This is a genomic window from Pseudomonas sp. LB3P31 (genome assembly GCF_054897945.1).
Map to the genome: position 1 here is coordinate 4015619 of NZ_CM142710.1, position 16251 is coordinate 4031869.

Annotated in this window: 26 protein-coding genes; 25 read left to right on the top strand and 1 reads right to left on the bottom strand. The window is 55.5% G+C overall.

Going from position 1 to position 16251, the window contains the following annotated elements; translation table 11 throughout:
* Window positions 1-10: 10 nt before the first annotated feature.
* From rpsS to bfr, 25 genes are all read left to right on the top strand, one after another.
* Window positions 11-286, top strand: a complete 276-nt coding sequence (gene rpsS, locus ACYZTK_RS18175) for a 30S ribosomal protein S19 (RefSeq protein ID WP_003232420.1) — start codon at window positions 11-13, stop codon at window positions 284-286.
* 11 nt (window positions 287-297) lie between these two features.
* On the top strand, window positions 298-630 hold the full coding sequence (gene rplV, locus ACYZTK_RS18180) for a 50S ribosomal protein L22 (RefSeq protein WP_003103908.1): 333 nt from the start codon (window positions 298-300) through the stop codon (window positions 628-630).
* A gap of 13 nt (window positions 631-643) precedes the next feature.
* Window positions 644-1330: a 30S ribosomal protein S3 gene (rpsC, locus tag ACYZTK_RS18185; RefSeq protein ID WP_003176422.1), complete on the top strand. Its 687-nt coding sequence runs from the start codon at window positions 644-646 to the stop codon at window positions 1328-1330.
* A gap of 12 nt (window positions 1331-1342) precedes the next feature.
* Window positions 1343-1756 (top strand): 50S ribosomal protein L16, encoded by a 414-nt coding sequence (rplP, locus tag ACYZTK_RS18190; protein WP_007943783.1) that lies wholly within the window; start codon window positions 1343-1345, stop codon window positions 1754-1756.
* Complete coding sequence (gene rpmC / locus ACYZTK_RS18195; RefSeq protein ID WP_008030901.1) at window positions 1756-1947, top strand: 50S ribosomal protein L29; 192 nt, start codon at window positions 1756-1758, stop codon at window positions 1945-1947. The genes rplP and rpmC overlap by 1 nt, the downstream gene beginning before the upstream one ends.
* 2 nt (window positions 1948-1949) lie before the next feature.
* A complete protein-coding gene (rpsQ, locus tag ACYZTK_RS18200; protein ID WP_003176419.1) occupies window positions 1950-2216 on the top strand; it encodes a 30S ribosomal protein S17 in 267 nt (88 codons plus the stop codon).
* A gap of 23 nt (window positions 2217-2239) precedes the next feature.
* On the top strand, window positions 2240-2608 hold the full coding sequence (gene rplN / locus ACYZTK_RS18205) for a 50S ribosomal protein L14 (protein WP_002555479.1): 369 nt from the start codon (window positions 2240-2242) through the stop codon (window positions 2606-2608).
* Between the two features lie 11 nt (window positions 2609-2619).
* The gene (gene rplX / locus ACYZTK_RS18210) at window positions 2620-2934 is read left to right on the top strand and encodes a 50S ribosomal protein L24 (protein ID WP_003176416.1); all 315 of its coding nucleotides are present in this window, start codon (window positions 2620-2622) and stop codon (window positions 2932-2934) included.
* A 22-nt stretch (window positions 2935-2956) separates the two neighbouring features.
* Window positions 2957-3496 carry a 50S ribosomal protein L5 gene (rplE, locus tag ACYZTK_RS18215; RefSeq protein WP_003176415.1) on the top strand — a complete coding sequence of 180 codons (540 nt, stop codon included), beginning with the start codon at window positions 2957-2959 and terminating at the stop codon, window positions 3494-3496.
* A gap of 13 nt (window positions 3497-3509) precedes the next feature.
* Entirely contained in the window at window positions 3510-3815 is a 306-nt protein-coding gene (rpsN, locus tag ACYZTK_RS18220; RefSeq protein WP_003176414.1) for a 30S ribosomal protein S14, read from the top strand.
* Between the two features lie 208 nt (window positions 3816-4023).
* Complete coding sequence (gene rpsH / locus ACYZTK_RS18225; RefSeq protein WP_008065722.1) at window positions 4024-4416, top strand: 30S ribosomal protein S8; 393 nt, start codon at window positions 4024-4026, stop codon at window positions 4414-4416.
* Window positions 4417-4428: 12 nt separating this feature from the next.
* On the top strand, window positions 4429-4962 hold the full coding sequence (gene rplF / locus ACYZTK_RS18230) for a 50S ribosomal protein L6 (RefSeq protein ID WP_003176412.1): 534 nt from the start codon (window positions 4429-4431) through the stop codon (window positions 4960-4962).
* A gap of 10 nt (window positions 4963-4972) precedes the next feature.
* Window positions 4973-5323, top strand: a complete 351-nt coding sequence (rplR, locus tag ACYZTK_RS18235) for a 50S ribosomal protein L18 (RefSeq protein WP_003186037.1) — start codon at window positions 4973-4975, stop codon at window positions 5321-5323.
* Window positions 5324-5326: 3 nt separating this feature from the next.
* Window positions 5327-5827, top strand: a complete 501-nt coding sequence (rpsE, locus tag ACYZTK_RS18240; protein WP_003186035.1) for a 30S ribosomal protein S5 — start codon at window positions 5327-5329, stop codon at window positions 5825-5827.
* Between the two features lie 2 nt (window positions 5828-5829).
* Window positions 5830-6006: a 50S ribosomal protein L30 gene (gene rpmD, locus ACYZTK_RS18245; protein WP_003186033.1), complete on the top strand. Its 177-nt coding sequence runs from the start codon at window positions 5830-5832 to the stop codon at window positions 6004-6006.
* A 3-nt stretch (window positions 6007-6009) separates the two neighbouring features.
* A complete protein-coding gene (gene rplO, locus ACYZTK_RS18250) occupies window positions 6010-6447 on the top strand; it encodes a 50S ribosomal protein L15 (RefSeq protein WP_007896782.1) in 438 nt (145 codons plus the stop codon).
* Window positions 6448-7776, top strand: a complete 1329-nt coding sequence (gene secY, locus ACYZTK_RS18255; RefSeq protein WP_462011131.1) for a preprotein translocase subunit SecY — start codon at window positions 6448-6450, stop codon at window positions 7774-7776. It begins immediately after the preceding gene.
* Window positions 7777-7803: 27 nt separating this feature from the next.
* Window positions 7804-7920: a 50S ribosomal protein L36 gene (rpmJ, locus tag ACYZTK_RS18260; protein ID WP_002555468.1), complete on the top strand. Its 117-nt coding sequence runs from the start codon at window positions 7804-7806 to the stop codon at window positions 7918-7920.
* Between the two features lie 130 nt (window positions 7921-8050).
* Entirely contained in the window at window positions 8051-8407 is a 357-nt protein-coding gene (gene rpsM, locus ACYZTK_RS18265; protein ID WP_003194635.1) for a 30S ribosomal protein S13, read from the top strand.
* Window positions 8408-8437: 30 nt separating this feature from the next.
* Window positions 8438-8827, top strand: a complete 390-nt coding sequence (rpsK, locus tag ACYZTK_RS18270; RefSeq protein WP_002555466.1) for a 30S ribosomal protein S11 — start codon at window positions 8438-8440, stop codon at window positions 8825-8827.
* An 18-nt stretch (window positions 8828-8845) separates the two neighbouring features.
* The gene (rpsD, locus tag ACYZTK_RS18275) at window positions 8846-9466 is read left to right on the top strand and encodes a 30S ribosomal protein S4 (protein WP_003210056.1); all 621 of its coding nucleotides are present in this window, start codon (window positions 8846-8848) and stop codon (window positions 9464-9466) included.
* 22 nt (window positions 9467-9488) lie between these two features.
* On the top strand, window positions 9489-10490 hold the full coding sequence (locus ACYZTK_RS18280) for a DNA-directed RNA polymerase subunit alpha (protein ID WP_003186012.1): 1002 nt from the start codon (window positions 9489-9491) through the stop codon (window positions 10488-10490).
* Window positions 10491-10532: 42 nt separating this feature from the next.
* Window positions 10533-10919 (top strand): 50S ribosomal protein L17, encoded by a 387-nt coding sequence (rplQ, locus tag ACYZTK_RS18285; protein WP_008145500.1) that lies wholly within the window; start codon window positions 10533-10535, stop codon window positions 10917-10919.
* Between the two features lie 233 nt (window positions 10920-11152).
* Complete coding sequence (locus tag ACYZTK_RS18290) at window positions 11153-12607, top strand: catalase (RefSeq protein ID WP_462011132.1); 1455 nt, start codon at window positions 11153-11155, stop codon at window positions 12605-12607.
* Window positions 12608-12756: 149 nt separating this feature from the next.
* Window positions 12757-13221, top strand: coding sequence for a bacterioferritin (gene bfr / locus ACYZTK_RS18295; protein WP_007933692.1), 465 nt, complete (start codon window positions 12757-12759; stop codon window positions 13219-13221).
* Window positions 13222-13366: 145 nt separating this feature from the next.
* Here bfr and uvrA read toward each other — a convergent pair whose 3' ends face one another.
* Window positions 13367-16201 (bottom strand): excinuclease ABC subunit UvrA, encoded by a 2835-nt coding sequence (uvrA, locus tag ACYZTK_RS18300; RefSeq protein ID WP_462011133.1) that lies wholly within the window; start codon window positions 16199-16201, stop codon window positions 13367-13369.
* Window positions 16202-16251 lie beyond the last annotated feature (50 nt).

Below are 16251 nucleotides of genomic sequence, written 5' to 3' on the forward strand. Positions count from 1 at the left end.
GGATACGACAGTGCCACGTTCTCTGAAAAAAGGTCCTTTTATTGATCTTCACCTACTGAAGAAGATCGAAGTGGCGGCGGAAAAGAATGATCGCAAACCGGTGAAAACCTGGTCGCGTCGTTCGATGATCCTGCCACAAATGGTCGGTCTGACCATCGCTGTACACAACGGTCGTCTCCATGTCCCAGTTCTCGTGAACGAAGACATGGTCGGCCACAAACTAGGCGAGTTTGCCGGTACCCGCACTTACCGTGGGCACGTGGCAGACAAGAAAGCCAAGCGTTAAGGGGTTAGGAAATGGAAGTAGCCGCTAAGTTGTCGGGCGCTCGAATCTCCGCCCAGAAAGCCCGCTTGGTCGCCGACCAGATCCGCGGGAAGAAGGTGGGCGAAGCGCTCAACCTGTTGGCTTTCAGCAGTAAGAAAGCCGCCGAGATCATGAAGAAAGTGCTGGAGTCGGCCGTAGCCAACGCCGAGCATAACGAAGGCGCAGACGTTGATGACCTTAAAGTCAGCACCGTTTTCGTCAACGAAGGGCGTTCGCTGAAGCGAATCATGCCACGTGCCAAAGGCCGTGCTGATCGCATCGTCAAGCGGTCTTGCCATATCACTGTCAAGGTTGCTGACAAGTAACGGAGTCGAAGAGATGGGTCAGAAAGTACATCCCATTGGCATTCGCCTGGGAATCGTCAAGGAGCACACCTCCGTCTGGTACGCAGACGGTCGGACTTATGCGGACTATTTGTTCGCTGATCTGAAGGTGCGTGAGTATCTCCAAGACAAACTAAAAAGCGCGTCCGTAAGCCGTATCGATATCCATCGTCCGGCCCAAACAGCACGTATCACCATCCACACCGCTCGTCCAGGTATCGTTATCGGGAAGAAAGGTGAAGATGTTGAGAAACTGCGTCAGGACCTGACCAAGCAAATGGGTGTGCCTGTGCACATCAATATCGAAGAAATCCGCAAGCCGGAACTCGACGGTATGTTGGTTGCGCAGAGCGTAGCTCAGCAGCTGGAGCGTCGCGTAATGTTCCGTCGCGCTATGAAGCGCGCTGTACAGAACGCCATGCGCATTGGTGCCAAAGGCATCAAAATCCAAGTGAGCGGTCGTCTCGGCGGTGCTGAAATCGCACGTACTGAATGGTATCGCGAAGGTCGTGTGCCACTGCACACCCTGCGTGCCGACATCGACTATGCCAACTACGAAGCTCACACCACTTATGGTGTGATCGGTGTAAAGGTTTGGATCTTCAAAGGCGAAGTAATTGGTGGTCGCCAAGAAGAACTGAAACCACAAGCACCAGCGCCTCGTAAAAAAGCTGCTAAGTAAGGGGTACGCCAAATGTTGCAACCAAAGCGTACGAAGTTCCGCAAGCAGATGACTGGCCACAACCGTGGCTTGGCTCAGCGCGGTAGCAAAGTCAGCTTCGGCGAATATGCGCTGAAGTCTGTAGCTCGTGGTCGTCTCACCGCTCGTCAGATCGAGTCAGCGCGTCGTGCACTGACTCGTCACGTTAAACGTGGCGGCAAGATCTGGATCCGTGTATTCCCGGACAAGCCTATTTCCAAGAAGCCACTCGAAGTTCGGATGGGTAAAGGTAAGGGTTCTGTGGAGTACTGGGTTGCCCAGATTCAGCCAGGCAAAGTCCTGTATGAAATCGAGGGTGTTTCTGAAGAGCTGGCGCGTGAGGCATTTGCCCTGGCTGCTGCAAAGCTGCCGCTCGCCACCGCCTTCGTTAAACGGACGGTGATGTGATGAAAGCGAACGAACTTCGTGAAAAAGACGCGCCGCAGCTTAACGAGCAACTGCTCGGCCTGCTGCGCGACCAGTTCAATCTGCGTATGCAGAAAGCAACTGGCCAGTTGGGGCAGTCTCACCTGCTCCGGCAAGTTAAGCGTGACATCGCTCGCGTGAAGACTGTGCTCAAACAGCAGGCAGGTAAGTAATCATGGCTGAAGCCGAAAAAACCGTCCGTACGCTGACTGGCCGTGTTGTCAGCGACAAAATGGACAAGACCATCACCGTTCTGATCGAGCGTCGCGTAAAGCACCCGATCTACGGTAAATACGTTAAGCGTTCGACTAAGCTGCACGCGCACGACGAAACCAATCAGTGCCACATCGGCGACAAAGTCACTATTCGTGAAACTCGTCCTTTGGCCAAGACCAAGTCTTGGGCGCTGGTTGATGTTCTCGAACGCGCTGTGGAAGTCTAAGGACTAGGGGTCGGAGAAATTATATGATTCAGACTCAATCCATGCTCGATGTGGCCGATAACAGCGGCGCACGCCGCGTTATGTGCATCAAGGTGCTGGGTGGCTCCCATCGTCGTTACGCTGGTATCGGTGACATCATCAAAGTTACCGTGAAGGAAGCAATTCCTCGCGGTAAAGTGAAAAAAGGCCAAGTGATGACTGCTGTTGTAGTCCGCACTCGTCACGGCGTACGTCGTGCTGATGGCTCCATTATCCGCTTTGATGGCAACGCTGCTGTTCTTCTGAACAACAAGCAAGAGCCGATCGGCACCCGTATCTTTGGGCCAGTGACCCGTGAACTTCGTACTGAGAAGTTCATGAAGATCGTCTCGCTCGCCCCAGAAGTGCTGTAAGGAGATCCGACATGCAAAAGATTCGTCGTGACGACGAGATCATCGTGATCGCCGGCAAAGACAAAGGTAAGCGCGGTAAGGTGCTTAAGGTTCTCGCTAATAACCGTCTGGTTATCGGCGGTCTGAACCTGGTTAAGCGTCATACCAAGCCTAACCCGATGTCGGGCGTACAAGGCGGTATCGTCGAAAAAGAAGCTCCACTGGACGCTTCTAACGTCGCCATTTTCAACGGCGAAACCAACAAGGCTGATCGCGTTGGTTTCAAAGTAGAAGACGGCAAGAAAATTCGTGTCTTCAAGTCGACCCAAAAAGCGGTTGATGCTTGAACACTGCTAGGTAGATGAGACCATGGCACGACTAAAAGAGATTTACTGGAAAGAAATCGCACCGAAACTTAAGGAAGAACTTAAGCTTTCGAACGTGATGGAAGTTCCACGCGTAACAAAGATCACCCTGAACATGGGTCTGGGCGAAGCAGTCGGTGACAAAAAAGTCATCGAGCACGCTGTTGCCGACCTGGAAAAGATCACCGGTCAGAAAGTCGTTGTGACTTACGCTCGGAAATCCATCGCTGGCTTTAAAGTCCGTGAAGGTTGGCCGATCGGCGTCAAAGTGACCCTGCGCCGTGAGCGTATGTACGAATTCCTGGATCGTCTGCTGTCGATCTCCCTGCCTCGGGTCCGCGACTTCCGCGGCCTGAATGCCAAGTCCTTCGATGGTCGTGGTAACTACAGCATGGGCGTTAAAGAGCAGATCATCTTCCCGGAAATCGACTACGACAAGATCGATGCTCTCCGCGGTCTGGACATTACCCTGACCACCACTGCCAAGAACGATGATGAAGGTCGCGCCCTGTTGCGTGCTTTCAAATTCCCGTTCCGCAACTGATTGGAGTAGGAAAATGGCCAAGATGAGCATGAAAAACCGCGAGCTGAAACGTCAGCTCACGGTTGCCAAGTACGCCAAGAAGCGTGCAGCACTGAAAGCTATCATCGTTGATCTGAACGCAAGTCCAGAAGCACGTTGGGAAGCTACAGTAGCTCTGCAGAAGCAGCCACGTGACGCAAGCGCTTCGCGCATGCGTAACCGCTGCCGCCTGACCGGTCGTCCACACGGCGTTTACCGCAAGTTCGGCCTCGGCCGTAACAAACTGCGTGAAGCTGCAATGCGTGGTGACGTACCTGGTCTGGTTAAAGCCAGCTGGTAAGCAATATCGAAGTCCCGGTGTCCAGAAGCGCGAGTTCCTGACCACCGGTGACCTTGAACTTGAATCAAGCCCCTTTTGGGGCTTGATTCATTTGTGGGGTGTGTCTAGAATACCCGGCTCGCCTGAGCCCGTGCTTTTTTCGCATGGAGTTTCTCGGCGAAGGTAGTAGCCGCAAGGCTTATTTTTTTGTATTAGGAGCGTCTAGCCCATGAGTATGCAGGACCCGTTAGCGGACATGCTAACTCGAATCCGTAATGCCCAGATGGCTGAAAAGTCCGTCGTAAGCATGCCTTCTTCCACGTTGAAGGTGGCTGTAGCTAAAGTCCTGAAGGACGAAGGTTACATCGCGGGTTATCAGATCAGCAGCGAAACAAAACCACTGCTGTCTATCGAGCTGAAATATTTCGAAGGCCGTCCGGTCATCGAAGAAGTGAAGCGCGTTAGCCGTCCAGGCCTGCGTCAGTACAAGTCCGTCGATGATCTGCCAAAAGTTCGTGGCGGTCTCGGTGTGTCTATCGTCTCCACCAACAAAGGTGTGATGACGGATCGTGCTGCGCGCGCTGCCGGTGTCGGCGGCGAAGTTCTTTGCACTGTGTTCTAAGGGGGGATAAGCATGTCACGCGTCGCTAAGAACCCCGTTAAGCTGCCAGCCGGTGTCGAAGTCAAATTCGCAGGCCAACAGCTTTCGGTGAAGGGTGCCAAGGGCACTCTCGAACTGAACATCCATTCGTCCGTTGAGATCGTTGAAGAAGCTGGTGAGCTGCGTTTCGCTGCTCGCAATGGCGATCAACAAACTCGCGCAATGGCTGGTACCACTCGTGCGTTGGTAAACAACATGGTCCAAGGCGTAAGCCAAGGCTTCGAGCGTAAGCTCCAGCTGGTCGGTGTTGGTTACAAAGCGCAAGCAAAAGGCACAGTGCTGAATCTGGCTCTTGGCTTCTCGCACCCAGTGGATTATGAACTGCCGGAAGGCATCACCGCTGAGACTCCTAGCCAGACCGATATCCTGATCAAGGGCATCGACAAGCAGCTGGTAGGTCAAGTGGCCGCCGAGATCCGCGACTTCCGTCCACCAGAGCCGTACAAAGGCAAAGGTGTGCGCTACGCGGACGAAGTCGTCCGTCGTAAAGAAGCCAAGAAGAAGTAGGGCATAGCAAATGACCGACAAAAAAGTTACTCGACTGCGTCGCGCTCGCAAAGCACGCCTGAAAATGCACGAACTCGAAGTCGTGCGTCTCTGCGTGTTCCGCTCGTCGCAGCACATCTACGCCCAGGTCATTTCGGCCGACGGCAACAAAGTTCTGGCATCTGCCTCGACTTTGGATAAAGAACTGCGTGATGGTGCCACTGGCAACATCGACGCGGCCACAAAGGTTGGCCAGCTGGTCGCTACGCGTGCTAAGGCCGCTGGCGTCTCGCAAGTGGCTTTCGACCGCTCTGGCTTCAAGTACCACGGCCGCGTTAAAGCGCTGGCTGATGCTGCTCGTGAAGCTGGGCTGGAGTTCTAAGTTATGTCAAATAACGACCAAAAGCGCGACGAAGGCTACATCGAGAAGCTGGTTCAAGTTAACCGCGTAGCCAAAACCGTTAAAGGCGGCCGTATCTTCACTTTCACCGCGTTGACCGTGGTGGGTGATGGTAAAGGGCGCGTTGGCTTCGGCCGTGGCAAGTCGCGTGAAGTGCCTGCTGCGATCCAGAAGGCAATGGAAGCTGCTCGCCGCAACATGATCCAAGTTGACCTGAACGGCACCACTCTGCAGTACGCTATGAAGTCCGCTCACGGCGCTTCGAAGGTGTACATGCAGCCTGCTTCTGAAGGTACCGGTATCATCGCTGGCGGCGCTATGCGTGCTGTCCTCGAAGTTGCTGGTGTTCAGAACGTTCTGGCCAAGTGCTACGGCTCGACTAACCCGGTAAACGTGGTTCACGCCACTTTCAAAGGTTTGAAAGCTATGCAATCTCCTGAATCCATTGCCGCCAAGCGTGGCAAAAGCGTCAAGGAGATCTTCTGATCATGGCTACCGTTAAAGTAACGCTGATCAAAAGCATGACCGGCCGCATCCCTAACCACAAACTGTGCGTTAAGGGTCTGGGTCTGCGTCGCATCGGTCACACTGTAGAAGTACTTGATACTCCCGAGAATCGCGGGATGATCAACAAGGCTTACTACATGCTGCGTGTCGAGGGTTAATCGATGAAACTCAATGATCTGAGTCCAGCGCCGGGTTCCCGTCGCGAAAAGCATCGTCCGGGCCGTGGTATCGGTAGTGGTTTGGGCAAGACCGGTGGCCGTGGCCACAAAGGTCAGTCCTCCCGCTCCGGTGGCACCATTGCTCCAGGCTTTGAAGGCGGTCAACAGCCGCTGCATCGTCGCCTGCCGAAGTTCGGTTTCGTTTCCCTGAAAGCCATGGACCGCGCAGAAGTGCGTCTGTCCGAGCTGGCTAAAGTGGAAGGCGACATCGTCACCGTGCAGTCCCTGAAAGATGCCAACGTGATCAACGTCAACGTTCAGCGTGTGAAAATCATGCTGTCCGGCGAAGTTACTCGCGCTGTTACCATCGGAAAGGGAATCGGCGCCACCAAAGGTGCGCGTGCGGCTATCGAAGCAGCTGGCGGCAAGTTCGAGGAATAAATGGCTAAGCAAGGTGCTCTCTCTGCGCTCGGCAAAGGCGGTATGTCTGAACTCTGGGCTCGTCTGCGTTTTCTGTTCCTGGCGATTATCGTCTACCGAATAGGCGCACACATCCCGGTTCCAGGTATCAACCCGGACCGACTCGCGGACCTGTTTCGACAGAATGAGGGGACCATTCTTAGCTTGTTCAACATGTTTTCCGGCGGTGCGCTGGAACGGATGAGCATCTTTGCACTGGGGATCATGCCGTACATTTCGGCATCGATCATCATGCAACTGATGACCGCCGTCAGCCCACAGCTGGAACAGTTGAAGAAGGAAGGTGAAGCTGGGCGTCGCAAGATTGCTCAGTACACCCGCTACGGCACTGTCGTTCTCGCTCTCGTTCAGGCCATTGGCATGTCCATTGGTCTGGCGGGGCAGGGCGTATCGTTCACTGCTGATTTTGGCTTCCATTTCGTCGCGGTATCCACTTTTGTGGCTGGTGCGATGTTCATGATGTGGCTGGGTGAGCAGATTACTGAGCGTGGTGTAGGCAACGGTATCTCGATGTTGATTTTCGCAGGTATCGTCGCCGGTCTTCCGAGAGCGATCGGGCAGTCTTTCGAGTCTGCGCGTCAGGGTGACATCAACATTTTCGCCCTGGTTGCGATCGGTTTGCTGGCAGTAGCGATTATCGGTTTTGTGGTGTTCATTGAGCGTGGTCAGCGTCGTATTGCTGTTCACTACGCCAAGCGTCAGCAGGGCCGCAAGGTCTTCGCTGCGCAGACTAGCCACTTGCCGCTGAAGGTGAACATGGCCGGTGTTATCCCGGCTATTTTCGCGAGCAGCATTTTGCTGTTCCCGGCTTCGTTGGGTACCTGGTTCGGTCAGTCTGAAGGTATGGGCTGGTTGCAGGACATCTCGCAGTCGATCGCTCCTGGTCAGCCGTTGAATATTCTGCTGTTTAGTGCAGGGATTATTTTCTTCTGCTTCTTCTATACGGCGTTGATGTTCAATCCGAAAGACGTAGCGGAAAACCTGAAGAAGTCCGGTGCCTTTATTCCGGGCATCCGTCCAGGCGAGCAGTCGGCGCGCTACATTGATGGCGTTCTGACCCGTTTGACCCTGTTCGGTGCTCTATATATGACGGCCGTATGTCTGTTGCCCCAGTTCCTGGTGGTAGCGGCAAACGTTCCGTTCTACCTTGGCGGGACCTCGTTGCTGATCGTCGTGGTGGTTGTGATGGACTTCATGTCCCAAGTACAATCGCACCTCGTTTCGCACCAGTACGAATCCCTGATGAAGAAAGCCAACCTGAAGGGTTACGGCAGCGGCATGTTGCGCTGAGTACCCATAAGGTTCGAGGAGTTGGTGATGAAAGTTCGTGCATCGGTGAAAAAGCTGTGCCGCAACTGCAAGATTATTCGCCGCGAAGGTGTTGTTCGAGTAATTTGCAGCGCGGAACCGCGTCACAAACAGCGCCAAGGCTGAGTGTGATTGTGCTTCAAGCCCGGTAGCTAGTGCGCTACCGGGTTGATTATTTGTTATTACAGCGATATTATCTCGCGCCCTATTTCTTGGCTTCCGGGGCGTAGGTAGCTGTCAATTGGAGTCCCACTGAATGGCCCGTATTGCAGGCGTTAACATTCCAGATAACAAGCATACTGTTATCTCGCTGACCTACATCTATGGTGTTGGTCGCACTACTGCACAGAAGATCTGTGCGGTTGCTGGGGTAAACCCAGCTGCAAAGATCAAAGATCTGAGCGACGAGCAGATTGAACAGCTGCGTGGCGAAGTGGCGAAGTTCACCACTGAAGGTGACCTGCGTCGCGAAATCAACATGAAAATCAAGCGTTTGATGGACCTCGGTTGCTATCGCGGTCTGCGTCATCGTCGTGGTCTTCCAGTGCGCGGTCAGCGTACCAAGACTAACGCGCGTACCCGTAAAGGTCCGCGTAAGCCGATCCGCAAGTAATCGCCCCAGCGAATCGACAGGAAAATTATCATGGCAAAACCTGCTGCTCGTCCTCGTAAAAAAGTTAAAAAGACAGTGGTTGATGGCATCGCCCACATCCATGCTTCTTTTAACAACACAATCGTGACCATCACCGACCGTCAAGGCAACGCTCTTTCCTGGGCTACCTCCGGTGGTTCGGGTTTCCGCGGTTCCCGCAAGTCCACCCCGTTTGCTGCTCAAGTAGCTGCTGAACGTGCTGGTCAAGCTGCGCTGGAATATGGCCTGAAAAACCTCGACGTTAACGTCAAAGGTCCAGGTCCAGGTCGTGAGTCCGCTGTCCGTGCTTTGAACGGCTGCGGCTATAAGATCGCCAGCATCACCGACGTGACGCCAATCCCGCACAACGGGTGCCGTCCGCCGAAGAAGCGCCGCGTGTAATCCAGGAGATTGTAAAGAATGGCTCGTTACATTGGTCCAAAATGCAAACTCGCTCGTCGCGAAGGCACCGATCTCTTCCTGAAGAGCGGCGTGCGCGCGATCGAATCGAAGTGCAACATTGAAGCAGCACCTGGTATCCACGGCCAACGCCGCGGTCGCCAGTCCGATTACGGCACCCAACTGCGTGAAAAGCAGAAGGTCCGCCGTATCTACGGCGTTCTCGAGCGTCAATTCAGCGGCTACTACAAAGAAGCTGCTGGCAAGAAAGGTGCAACCGGTGAAAACCTGCTGCAACTGCTCGAATGCCGTCTGGACAACGTTGTATACCGTATGGGCTTTGGTTCGACTCGTGCCGAATCCCGTCAGCTGGTATCGCACAAATCCGTAAGCGTTAACGGTCAGACCGTAAACGTGCCGTCGTACCAGGTTCGTGCTGGTGACGTGGTCGCGATTCGCGAGAAAGCAAAGAACCAACTTCGCATTGTCCAAGCTCTCGATCTGTGTGCCCAACGTGGCCGCGTAGAATGGGTAGAAGTAGACACTGAGAAGAAGTCGGGCGTTTTCAAGAACGTTCCAGCTCGCAGTGATCTGTCCGCCGACATCAACGAAAGCCTGATTGTCGAGCTCTACTCCAAGTAAGGGCTAGAAAATAGGTGCATCCATGCAGATTTCGGTAAATGAGTTCCTGACACCCCGCCATATTGATGTGCAGGTTGTCAGTCCAACCCGCGCCAAGATCACTCTCGAGCCTCTCGAGCGTGGTTTCGGCCACACCCTGGGCAACGCGCTGCGACGCATCCTGTTGTCCTCAATGCCCGGCTGTGCAGTAGTCGAGGCCGAGATTGACGGTGTACTCCATGAGTACAGCGCCATCGAAGGCGTACAGGAAGACGTAATTGAAATCCTGTTGAACCTTAAAGGTCTGGCTATCAAGCTGCACGGTCGTGACGAAGTTACGCTGACCTTGTCGAAGAAGGGTTCGGGGGTGGTTACCGCTGCCGATATTCAGCTGGATCATGATGTCGAGATCGTTAACCCCGATCACGTAATCGCTAACCTGGCGTCTAACGGCGCCCTGAACATGAAGCTCACCGTAGCTCGTGGTCGTGGTTATGAACCGGCAGACTCGCGTCAGAGCGATGAAGACGAAAGCCGCAGCATCGGTCGCTTGCAGCTTGACTCTTCGTTCAGCCCGGTTCGCCGTATCGCATACGTGGTGGAAAACGCCCGTGTCGAGCAGCGTACTAACCTGGACAAGCTGGTTATTGATCTGGAAACCAACGGTACCCTGGATCCTGAAGAGGCAATCCGTCGTGCTGCAACCATCCTGCAACAGCAGTTGGCTGCGTTCGTCGATCTCAAAGGTGACAGTGAGCCAGTGGTTGTTGAGCAGGAAGACGAGATCGATCCGATCCTGCTTCGCCCGGTTGACGATCTGGAACTGACTGTACGTTCGGCTAACTGCCTTAAGGCGGAAAACATCTACTACATCGGTGACCTGATTCAGCGTACCGAAGTAGAGCTGTTGAAGACTCCGAACCTTGGCAAGAAATCCTTGACTGAAATCAAGGACGTTCTGGCCTCCCGCGGTCTGTCCCTCGGCATGCGCCTCGACAACTGGCCGCCTGCAAGTCTTAAGAAGGACGACAAGGCGACTGCCTGATCGTCGTAATCACCGAACGTTGTGTTTGGTAAGGAATGAACCATGCGTCATCGTAAAAGTGGTCGTCACCTGAGCCGCACCAGCTCGCACCGCAAGGCCATGTTTCAAAACATGGCGGTGTCGCTGTTCGAGCACGAGCTGATCAAAACTACACTGCCAAAAGCCAAAGAACTGCGTCGCGTTGCTGAGCCGCTGATCACTTTGGCCAAGACAGACAGCCTGGCTAACCGCCGTCTGGCTTTCGACCGTACTCGCTCGAAAGCTATCGTTGGTAAGCTCTTCAACGACCTGGGCAAGCGTTACGCTACCCGTGAGGGTGGCTACCTGCGCATCCTCAAGTGCGGTTTCCGCACTGGTGACAACGCGCCTATGGCGTACGTTGAGCTGGTTGATCGTCCTGCTGGCGGTGAAGCTGTATCCGCTGAGTAAGACGTCAGATACGAAAAACCGGGCCTAGTGCCCGGTTTTTTGTGCCTGTAATAAATGCGCGCTCTGTACAAGTTCCAATCGGCCAGCTGCTTCATCATTCAGCAGGACTGTTGTTAGTATTTTTCTATTGATCGGAACAAATTAATGAATTTGTGGATAGGTCGATGAATGGTTAATACTCAGTCCTAAGCCGATTAGCCGGCAGGTTAAGACCGAACAGAGGAAGAGATCGCATGAGCCAAAACAACACGATTACCACCGCCAGTGGCGCTCCTGTCGCCGACAACCAGAATTCCCGTTCCGCAGGCCCTCGCGGCCCGCTGCTGCTCGACGACTTTCACCTGCTCGAGAAGCTTGCTCACTTCAATCGTGAAAACATTCCTGAACGCCGCGTACACGCCAAGGGTTCAGGTGCCTACGGCACGTTTACGGTAACTCGCGACATCACCCAGTACACCAGCGCCAAGCTGTTCGAGACTGTCGGCAAGCAAACCCCAACTTTTCTACGGTTTTCGACGGTAGGCGGTGAGCGTGGTTCGGCCGACACCGAGCGTGATCCGCGCGGCTTTGCATTGAAGTTCTACACCGAGGAAGGTAACTGGGACATCGTTGGCAACAACACGCCGGTGTTCTTCATCCGTGACCCGCTGAAATTCCCTGATTTCATCCACACGCAAAAACGTCTGCCGCAGAGCAACCTGAAAAGCGCGCAGATGATGTGGGACTTCTGGTCGCACTCGCCTGAAGCGCTGCACCAGGTCACCATCCTGTTTTCGGACCGAGGCATCCCCGACGGCTACCGTCACATGCACGGCTTCGGCAGCCACACCTACAGCCTGCTCAGCGCCAACGGCGAGCGTCATTGGGTGAAGTGGCATTACAAAACCCAGCAAGGGATCAAGAACCTTGCCCCAGCGGACGCCGCACGCCTGGCCGGTACCGATCCCGATTACGCACAGCGTGATTTGTTCGAGGCGATCGAGCGCGGTGATTTCCCGAGATGGAGCGTGTGCATTCAGATTATGACCGAGGCCCAGGCTGCCGCTCATTACGAAAACCCGTTCGACGTGACCAAGACCTGGTCGCAGAAAGAGTTTCCGCTGATCGAAGTCGGCCAGCTCGAGCTCAACCGCAATCCTCTGAACTACTTTGCCGAAGTCGAGCAGGCGGCATTCGGGCCGAGCAACATGGTCCCTGGTGTTGGTCTTTCGCCCGATCGTATGCTGCAAGGTCGGGTGTTCGCTTACGCTGACGCCCACCGCTACCGCATAGGTACCAACCACCAGCATCTGCCGGTGAATGCACCACGCAGCCCGGTGAACAACTACCAGCGCGATGGCTCGATGGCGTTTGGCAGCAACGGCGGTGCGGCGCCCAACTATGAGCCGAACAGCTACGTTGAGGCACCCAAGCAAGCGCCTCGTTATGCCGAGCCTGCTCTTGCGCTCAATGGCGCGGCTGATCGCTACGATCATCGCGAAGACACCGATTACTACAGCCACGCTGGTGCGCTGTTCCGGTTGATGAGCGATGAGCAGAAGCACCTGCTGGTGAGCAATATCGCCGGTGCGATGTCTGGAGTTTCCAGTGATGTAGTCGACCGTCAGCTGCAGCATTTCTTCAAGGCCGACCCGGCGTATGGAGAAGCAATCGCAAAGGCACTTAACGTACAGCTTAACGAAGTCTAAACGAGAAGCAGAACCGCCCTCATTTGGGCGGTTTTTGCGTTTTTTAAGCTGGTTTTCTCAGAATATCTTCGCTTTTATTGCGTCTGGCGAGTGACGTTCCGGCCATGTTGGTTCAAACTACAGACTTTCAAGCAGGGAGATGTAGGGCGATGCAAGGCCACCCAGACGTAATCGATTACCTCAACACGTTGCTGACCGGCGAACTGGCGGCGCGTGATCAATATTTCATCCATTCGCGGATGTACGAGGACTGGGGTTTCACCGAGCTCTACGAACGTATCAACCACGAGATGGAAGAAGAGGCGCAGCATGCTGACGCCCTGATGCGCCGCATTCTGATGCTCGAAGGTACCCCGCGCATGCGTCCGGACGATCTGGATGTGGGCACGACTGTGCCGGACATGCTCGCCGCCGACCTGCGCCTGGAATACAAGGTTCGCGCTGCGCTCTGCAAGGGCATTGAGCTCTGCGAGCTGCACAAAGACTATGTCAGCCGTGAAATTCTGCGTATTCAGCTCAATGACACGGAAGAAGATCACACCTACTGGCTTGAGAAGCAGTTGGGCCTGATCAAGCTGATTGGACTGGAGAATTACCTGCAGTCGCAGTTCTGATCCAAATTGTGGGAGCAAAGCTTGCTCGCGATGGCGTTCTTCAGGTCGCCGTCGCGAGCAAGCTTTGCTCCCACAGGTGGGGTATCCAGATACAAAAAAGCCCCTGTCACCGACAAAGTGACAGGGGCTTTTTCATGGGCCTGATTCAGTCCCGGTCGCGAGCCAGTAGCGGCTTGAGATAGAAGCCAGTGTGAGACTGTTTCATCTCCGACACTTCTTCCGGTGTACCCACTGCAATGATCTGCCCACCCTTGGAACCACCCTCCGGGCCGAGATCCACTAACCAGTCAGCCGTCTTGATCACGTCCAGGTTGTGCTCAATCACCACCACGGTGTTGCCGTGGTCGCGCAGGCGATGCAGTACGTCGAGCAATTGCTGAATATCCGCGAAGTGCAGGCCGGTAGTCGGCTCATCGAGGATATACAGGGTCTTGCCCGTATCGCGCTTCGACAGCTCACGGGACAATTTCACCCGCTGGGCTTCACCGCCAGACAGCGTGGTCGCCGACTGGCCGAGCTTGATGTACGACAAACCCACGTCCATCAATGTCTGAAGCTTGCGCGCCAGAGCCGGTACCGCATCGAAGAATACCCGGGCTTCCTCGATTGTCATTTCGAGGGTTTCGTGGATGTTCTTGCCCTTGTACTTGATCTCCAGCGTCTCGCGGTTGTAACGCTTGCTCTTGCAGACGTCGCAGGGCACGTAGATGTCCGGCAGGAAGTGCATTTCCACCTTGATCAGGCCATCGCCCTGACACGCTTCGCAGCGGCCGCCCTTGACGTTGAAGGAGAACCGGCCCGGGCCGTAACCACGGGATCGTGATTCCGGTACTCCGGCAAACAGTTCGCGAATTGGTGTGAACAGCCCGGTGTAGGTCGCCGGGTTGGAGCGCGGGGTGCGACCGATCGGGCTCTGGTCGATGTCGACGACCTTGTCCAGATGCTCCAGGCCCTTGATGCTGTCATGCGCTGCAGCTTCAAGCGTGGTTGCACCGTTCAGTGCGGTGGCGCTCAGGGGGAACAGCGTGTTGTTGATCAGTGTCGATTTGCCCGAGCCGGACACGCCGGTCACACAGGTCAACAAGCCAATCGGGATATCCAGGTCGACATTGCGCAGATTGTTGCCGCGCGCGCCCTTGAGGGACAACGACAGCTTCTTGTTGCGCGGGGTGCGCTTGGCCGGCACCGCAATCTTCACGCGTCCCGACAGGTACTTGCCGGTCAACGAGTCCGGGTGAGCCATGACCTCGGCTGGCGTGCCTTCGGCGACGATGTGTCCGCCGTGTATGCCCGCGCCCGGCCCGATATCCACCACGTAATCTGCCAGGCGAATTGCGTCTTCATCATGCTCTACCACGATCACCGTGTTACCGATGTCGCGCAGGTGTTTGAGCGTGCCGAGCAAACGATCGTTATCCCGTTGATGCAGGCCGATAGACGGCTCATCAAGGATATACAGAACCCCCACCAAACCCGCGCCGATCTGGCTGGCCAGGCGAATCCGCTGGGCTTCGCCGCCCGACAGGGTGTCCGCGCTGCGATCCAGCGACAGGTAATCCAGACCCACGTTGACCAGAAACTGCAGACGCTCGCGAATTTCCTTGAGGATCTTGTCGGCGATTTCACCGCGACGGCCAGTCAGCTTCAACCCGCCGAAATATTCACAGGCATCACCGATCGGCAGATTGGTCACTGCCGGCAGGGTTTTCTCACCGACCCATACATGCCGCGCCTCACGACGCAGACGGGTGCCACGGCAATCCGGGCAGGGTTGGGTGCTGAGAAACTTGGCCAGTTCTTCGCGCACCGAGGCCGACTCGGTCTCGCGATAACGACGTTCCAGGTTCGGCACGATGCCTTCGAACGGGTGCGAGCGTTTGACGATATCGCCACGGTCGTTCAGGTATTTGAAGTCGACATTCTGCGAGCCGCTGCCATGCAGAATGAATTTCTGCTGGTCGGCCGACAGCTCATTGAACGGTACTTCGAGGCTGAATTTGTAGTGCGAGGCCAATGACCCGAGCATCTGGAAGTAATAGACATTGCGCCGGTCCCAACCACGTATTGCGCCCTCTGCAAGCGTCAGCTCGCCATTGACCAGGCGCTTGATGTCGAAGAACTGCTTCACGCCCAGGCCGTCGCACGTTGGGCACGCGCCAGCCGGGTTGTTGAAGGAGAACAGCTTGGGTTCCAGCTCACTGATGGCATGGCCGCAGATCGGGCAGGCGAAACGCGCAGAGAAGATGATCTCTTCACCGGGTTCGTCGTCCATCGGCGCCACCAGGGCAATGCCGTCGGCCAGCTTCAGCGCGGTCTCGAACGACTCGGCCAGGCGCTGTTGCAGATCGGCGCGGACCTTGAAGCGGTCAACTACCACATCGATCGAATGCTTTTTCTGTTTATCCAGCTTCGGCAATTCGTCCAGCTCGCACAGCCGGCCGTTGATTCGGGCACGTACGAAGCCTTGGGCGCGCAGTTCCTCGAAGACCGAAAGATGCTCACCCTTGCGCTCGCGGATTACCGGAGCCAGCAACATGAGTTTGCTGCCTTCCGGTTGCGCGAGGACCAGGTCGACCATCTGGCTGACGGTTTGCGCTTCCAGCGGAATATCGTGGTCCGGGCAGCGTGGAATACCCACGCGGGCGTACAGCAGGCGCAGGTAATCGTAGATCTCGGTGATGGTCCCGACTGTCGAGCGCGGGTTGTGCGAGGTCGACTTCTGCTCGATGGAAATGGCTGGCGACAAACCTTCGATAGTGTCGACGTCAGGCTTTTCCATCATCGACAGGAACTGCCGGGCGTAGGCAGACAGCGATTCGACGTAGCGGCGCTGGCCTTCGGCGTACAAAGTGTCAAACGCCAGGGACGACTTGCCGGATCCGGACAGGCCGGTGATGACGATCAGTTTGTCCCTTGGCAGGGTCAGGTCGATGTTCTTCAGGTTGTGGGTTCGGGCCCCACGAATCAGGATCTTGTCCAAAGTGGCCTCGCTTGGCGGGCGTCGAAAACGTAGGAGTATACGGCCAAATA

What these genes read in the sequence shown, in the direction of transcription:
- rpsH (WP_008065722.1), top strand. Translation starts at nt 4,024, where the DNA reads ATGAGTATGCAGGACCCGTTAGCGGACATGCTAACTCGAATCCGTAAT.
- ACYZTK_RS18280 (WP_003186012.1), top strand. Translation starts at nt 9,489, where the DNA reads ATGCAGATTTCGGTAAATGAGTTCCTGACACCCCGCCATATTGATGTG.
- rplX (WP_003176416.1), top strand. Translation starts at nt 2,620, where the DNA reads ATGCAAAAGATTCGTCGTGACGACGAGATCATCGTGATCGCCGGCAAA.
- rplV (WP_003103908.1), top strand. Translation starts at nt 298, where the DNA reads ATGGAAGTAGCCGCTAAGTTGTCGGGCGCTCGAATCTCCGCCCAGAAA.
- rpsN (WP_003176414.1), top strand. Translation starts at nt 3,510, where the DNA reads ATGGCCAAGATGAGCATGAAAAACCGCGAGCTGAAACGTCAGCTCACG.
- rpmD (WP_003186033.1), top strand. Translation starts at nt 5,830, where the DNA reads ATGGCTACCGTTAAAGTAACGCTGATCAAAAGCATGACCGGCCGCATC.
- rplO (WP_007896782.1), top strand. Translation starts at nt 6,010, where the DNA reads ATGAAACTCAATGATCTGAGTCCAGCGCCGGGTTCCCGTCGCGAAAAG.
- bfr (WP_007933692.1), top strand. Translation starts at nt 12,757, where the DNA reads ATGCAAGGCCACCCAGACGTAATCGATTACCTCAACACGTTGCTGACC.
- rpsM (WP_003194635.1), top strand. Translation starts at nt 8,051, where the DNA reads ATGGCCCGTATTGCAGGCGTTAACATTCCAGATAACAAGCATACTGTT.
- rpsE (WP_003186035.1), top strand. Translation starts at nt 5,327, where the DNA reads ATGTCAAATAACGACCAAAAGCGCGACGAAGGCTACATCGAGAAGCTG.
- ACYZTK_RS18290 (WP_462011132.1), top strand. Translation starts at nt 11,153, where the DNA reads ATGAGCCAAAACAACACGATTACCACCGCCAGTGGCGCTCCTGTCGCC.
- rpsK (WP_002555466.1), top strand. Translation starts at nt 8,438, where the DNA reads ATGGCAAAACCTGCTGCTCGTCCTCGTAAAAAAGTTAAAAAGACAGTG.
- secY (WP_462011131.1), top strand. Translation starts at nt 6,448, where the DNA reads ATGGCTAAGCAAGGTGCTCTCTCTGCGCTCGGCAAAGGCGGTATGTCT.
- rplQ (WP_008145500.1), top strand. Translation starts at nt 10,533, where the DNA reads ATGCGTCATCGTAAAAGTGGTCGTCACCTGAGCCGCACCAGCTCGCAC.
- rpsD (WP_003210056.1), top strand. Translation starts at nt 8,846, where the DNA reads ATGGCTCGTTACATTGGTCCAAAATGCAAACTCGCTCGTCGCGAAGGC.
- rplF (WP_003176412.1), top strand. Translation starts at nt 4,429, where the DNA reads ATGTCACGCGTCGCTAAGAACCCCGTTAAGCTGCCAGCCGGTGTCGAA.
- rpsC (WP_003176422.1), top strand. Translation starts at nt 644, where the DNA reads ATGGGTCAGAAAGTACATCCCATTGGCATTCGCCTGGGAATCGTCAAG.
- rpmC (WP_008030901.1), top strand. Translation starts at nt 1,756, where the DNA reads ATGAAAGCGAACGAACTTCGTGAAAAAGACGCGCCGCAGCTTAACGAG.
- rplP (WP_007943783.1), top strand. Translation starts at nt 1,343, where the DNA reads ATGTTGCAACCAAAGCGTACGAAGTTCCGCAAGCAGATGACTGGCCAC.
- rplN (WP_002555479.1), top strand. Translation starts at nt 2,240, where the DNA reads ATGATTCAGACTCAATCCATGCTCGATGTGGCCGATAACAGCGGCGCA.
- rplR (WP_003186037.1), top strand. Translation starts at nt 4,973, where the DNA reads ATGACCGACAAAAAAGTTACTCGACTGCGTCGCGCTCGCAAAGCACGC.
- rpsQ (WP_003176419.1), top strand. Translation starts at nt 1,950, where the DNA reads ATGGCTGAAGCCGAAAAAACCGTCCGTACGCTGACTGGCCGTGTTGTC.
- rpmJ (WP_002555468.1), top strand. Translation starts at nt 7,804, where the DNA reads ATGAAAGTTCGTGCATCGGTGAAAAAGCTGTGCCGCAACTGCAAGATT.
- rplE (WP_003176415.1), top strand. Translation starts at nt 2,957, where the DNA reads ATGGCACGACTAAAAGAGATTTACTGGAAAGAAATCGCACCGAAACTT.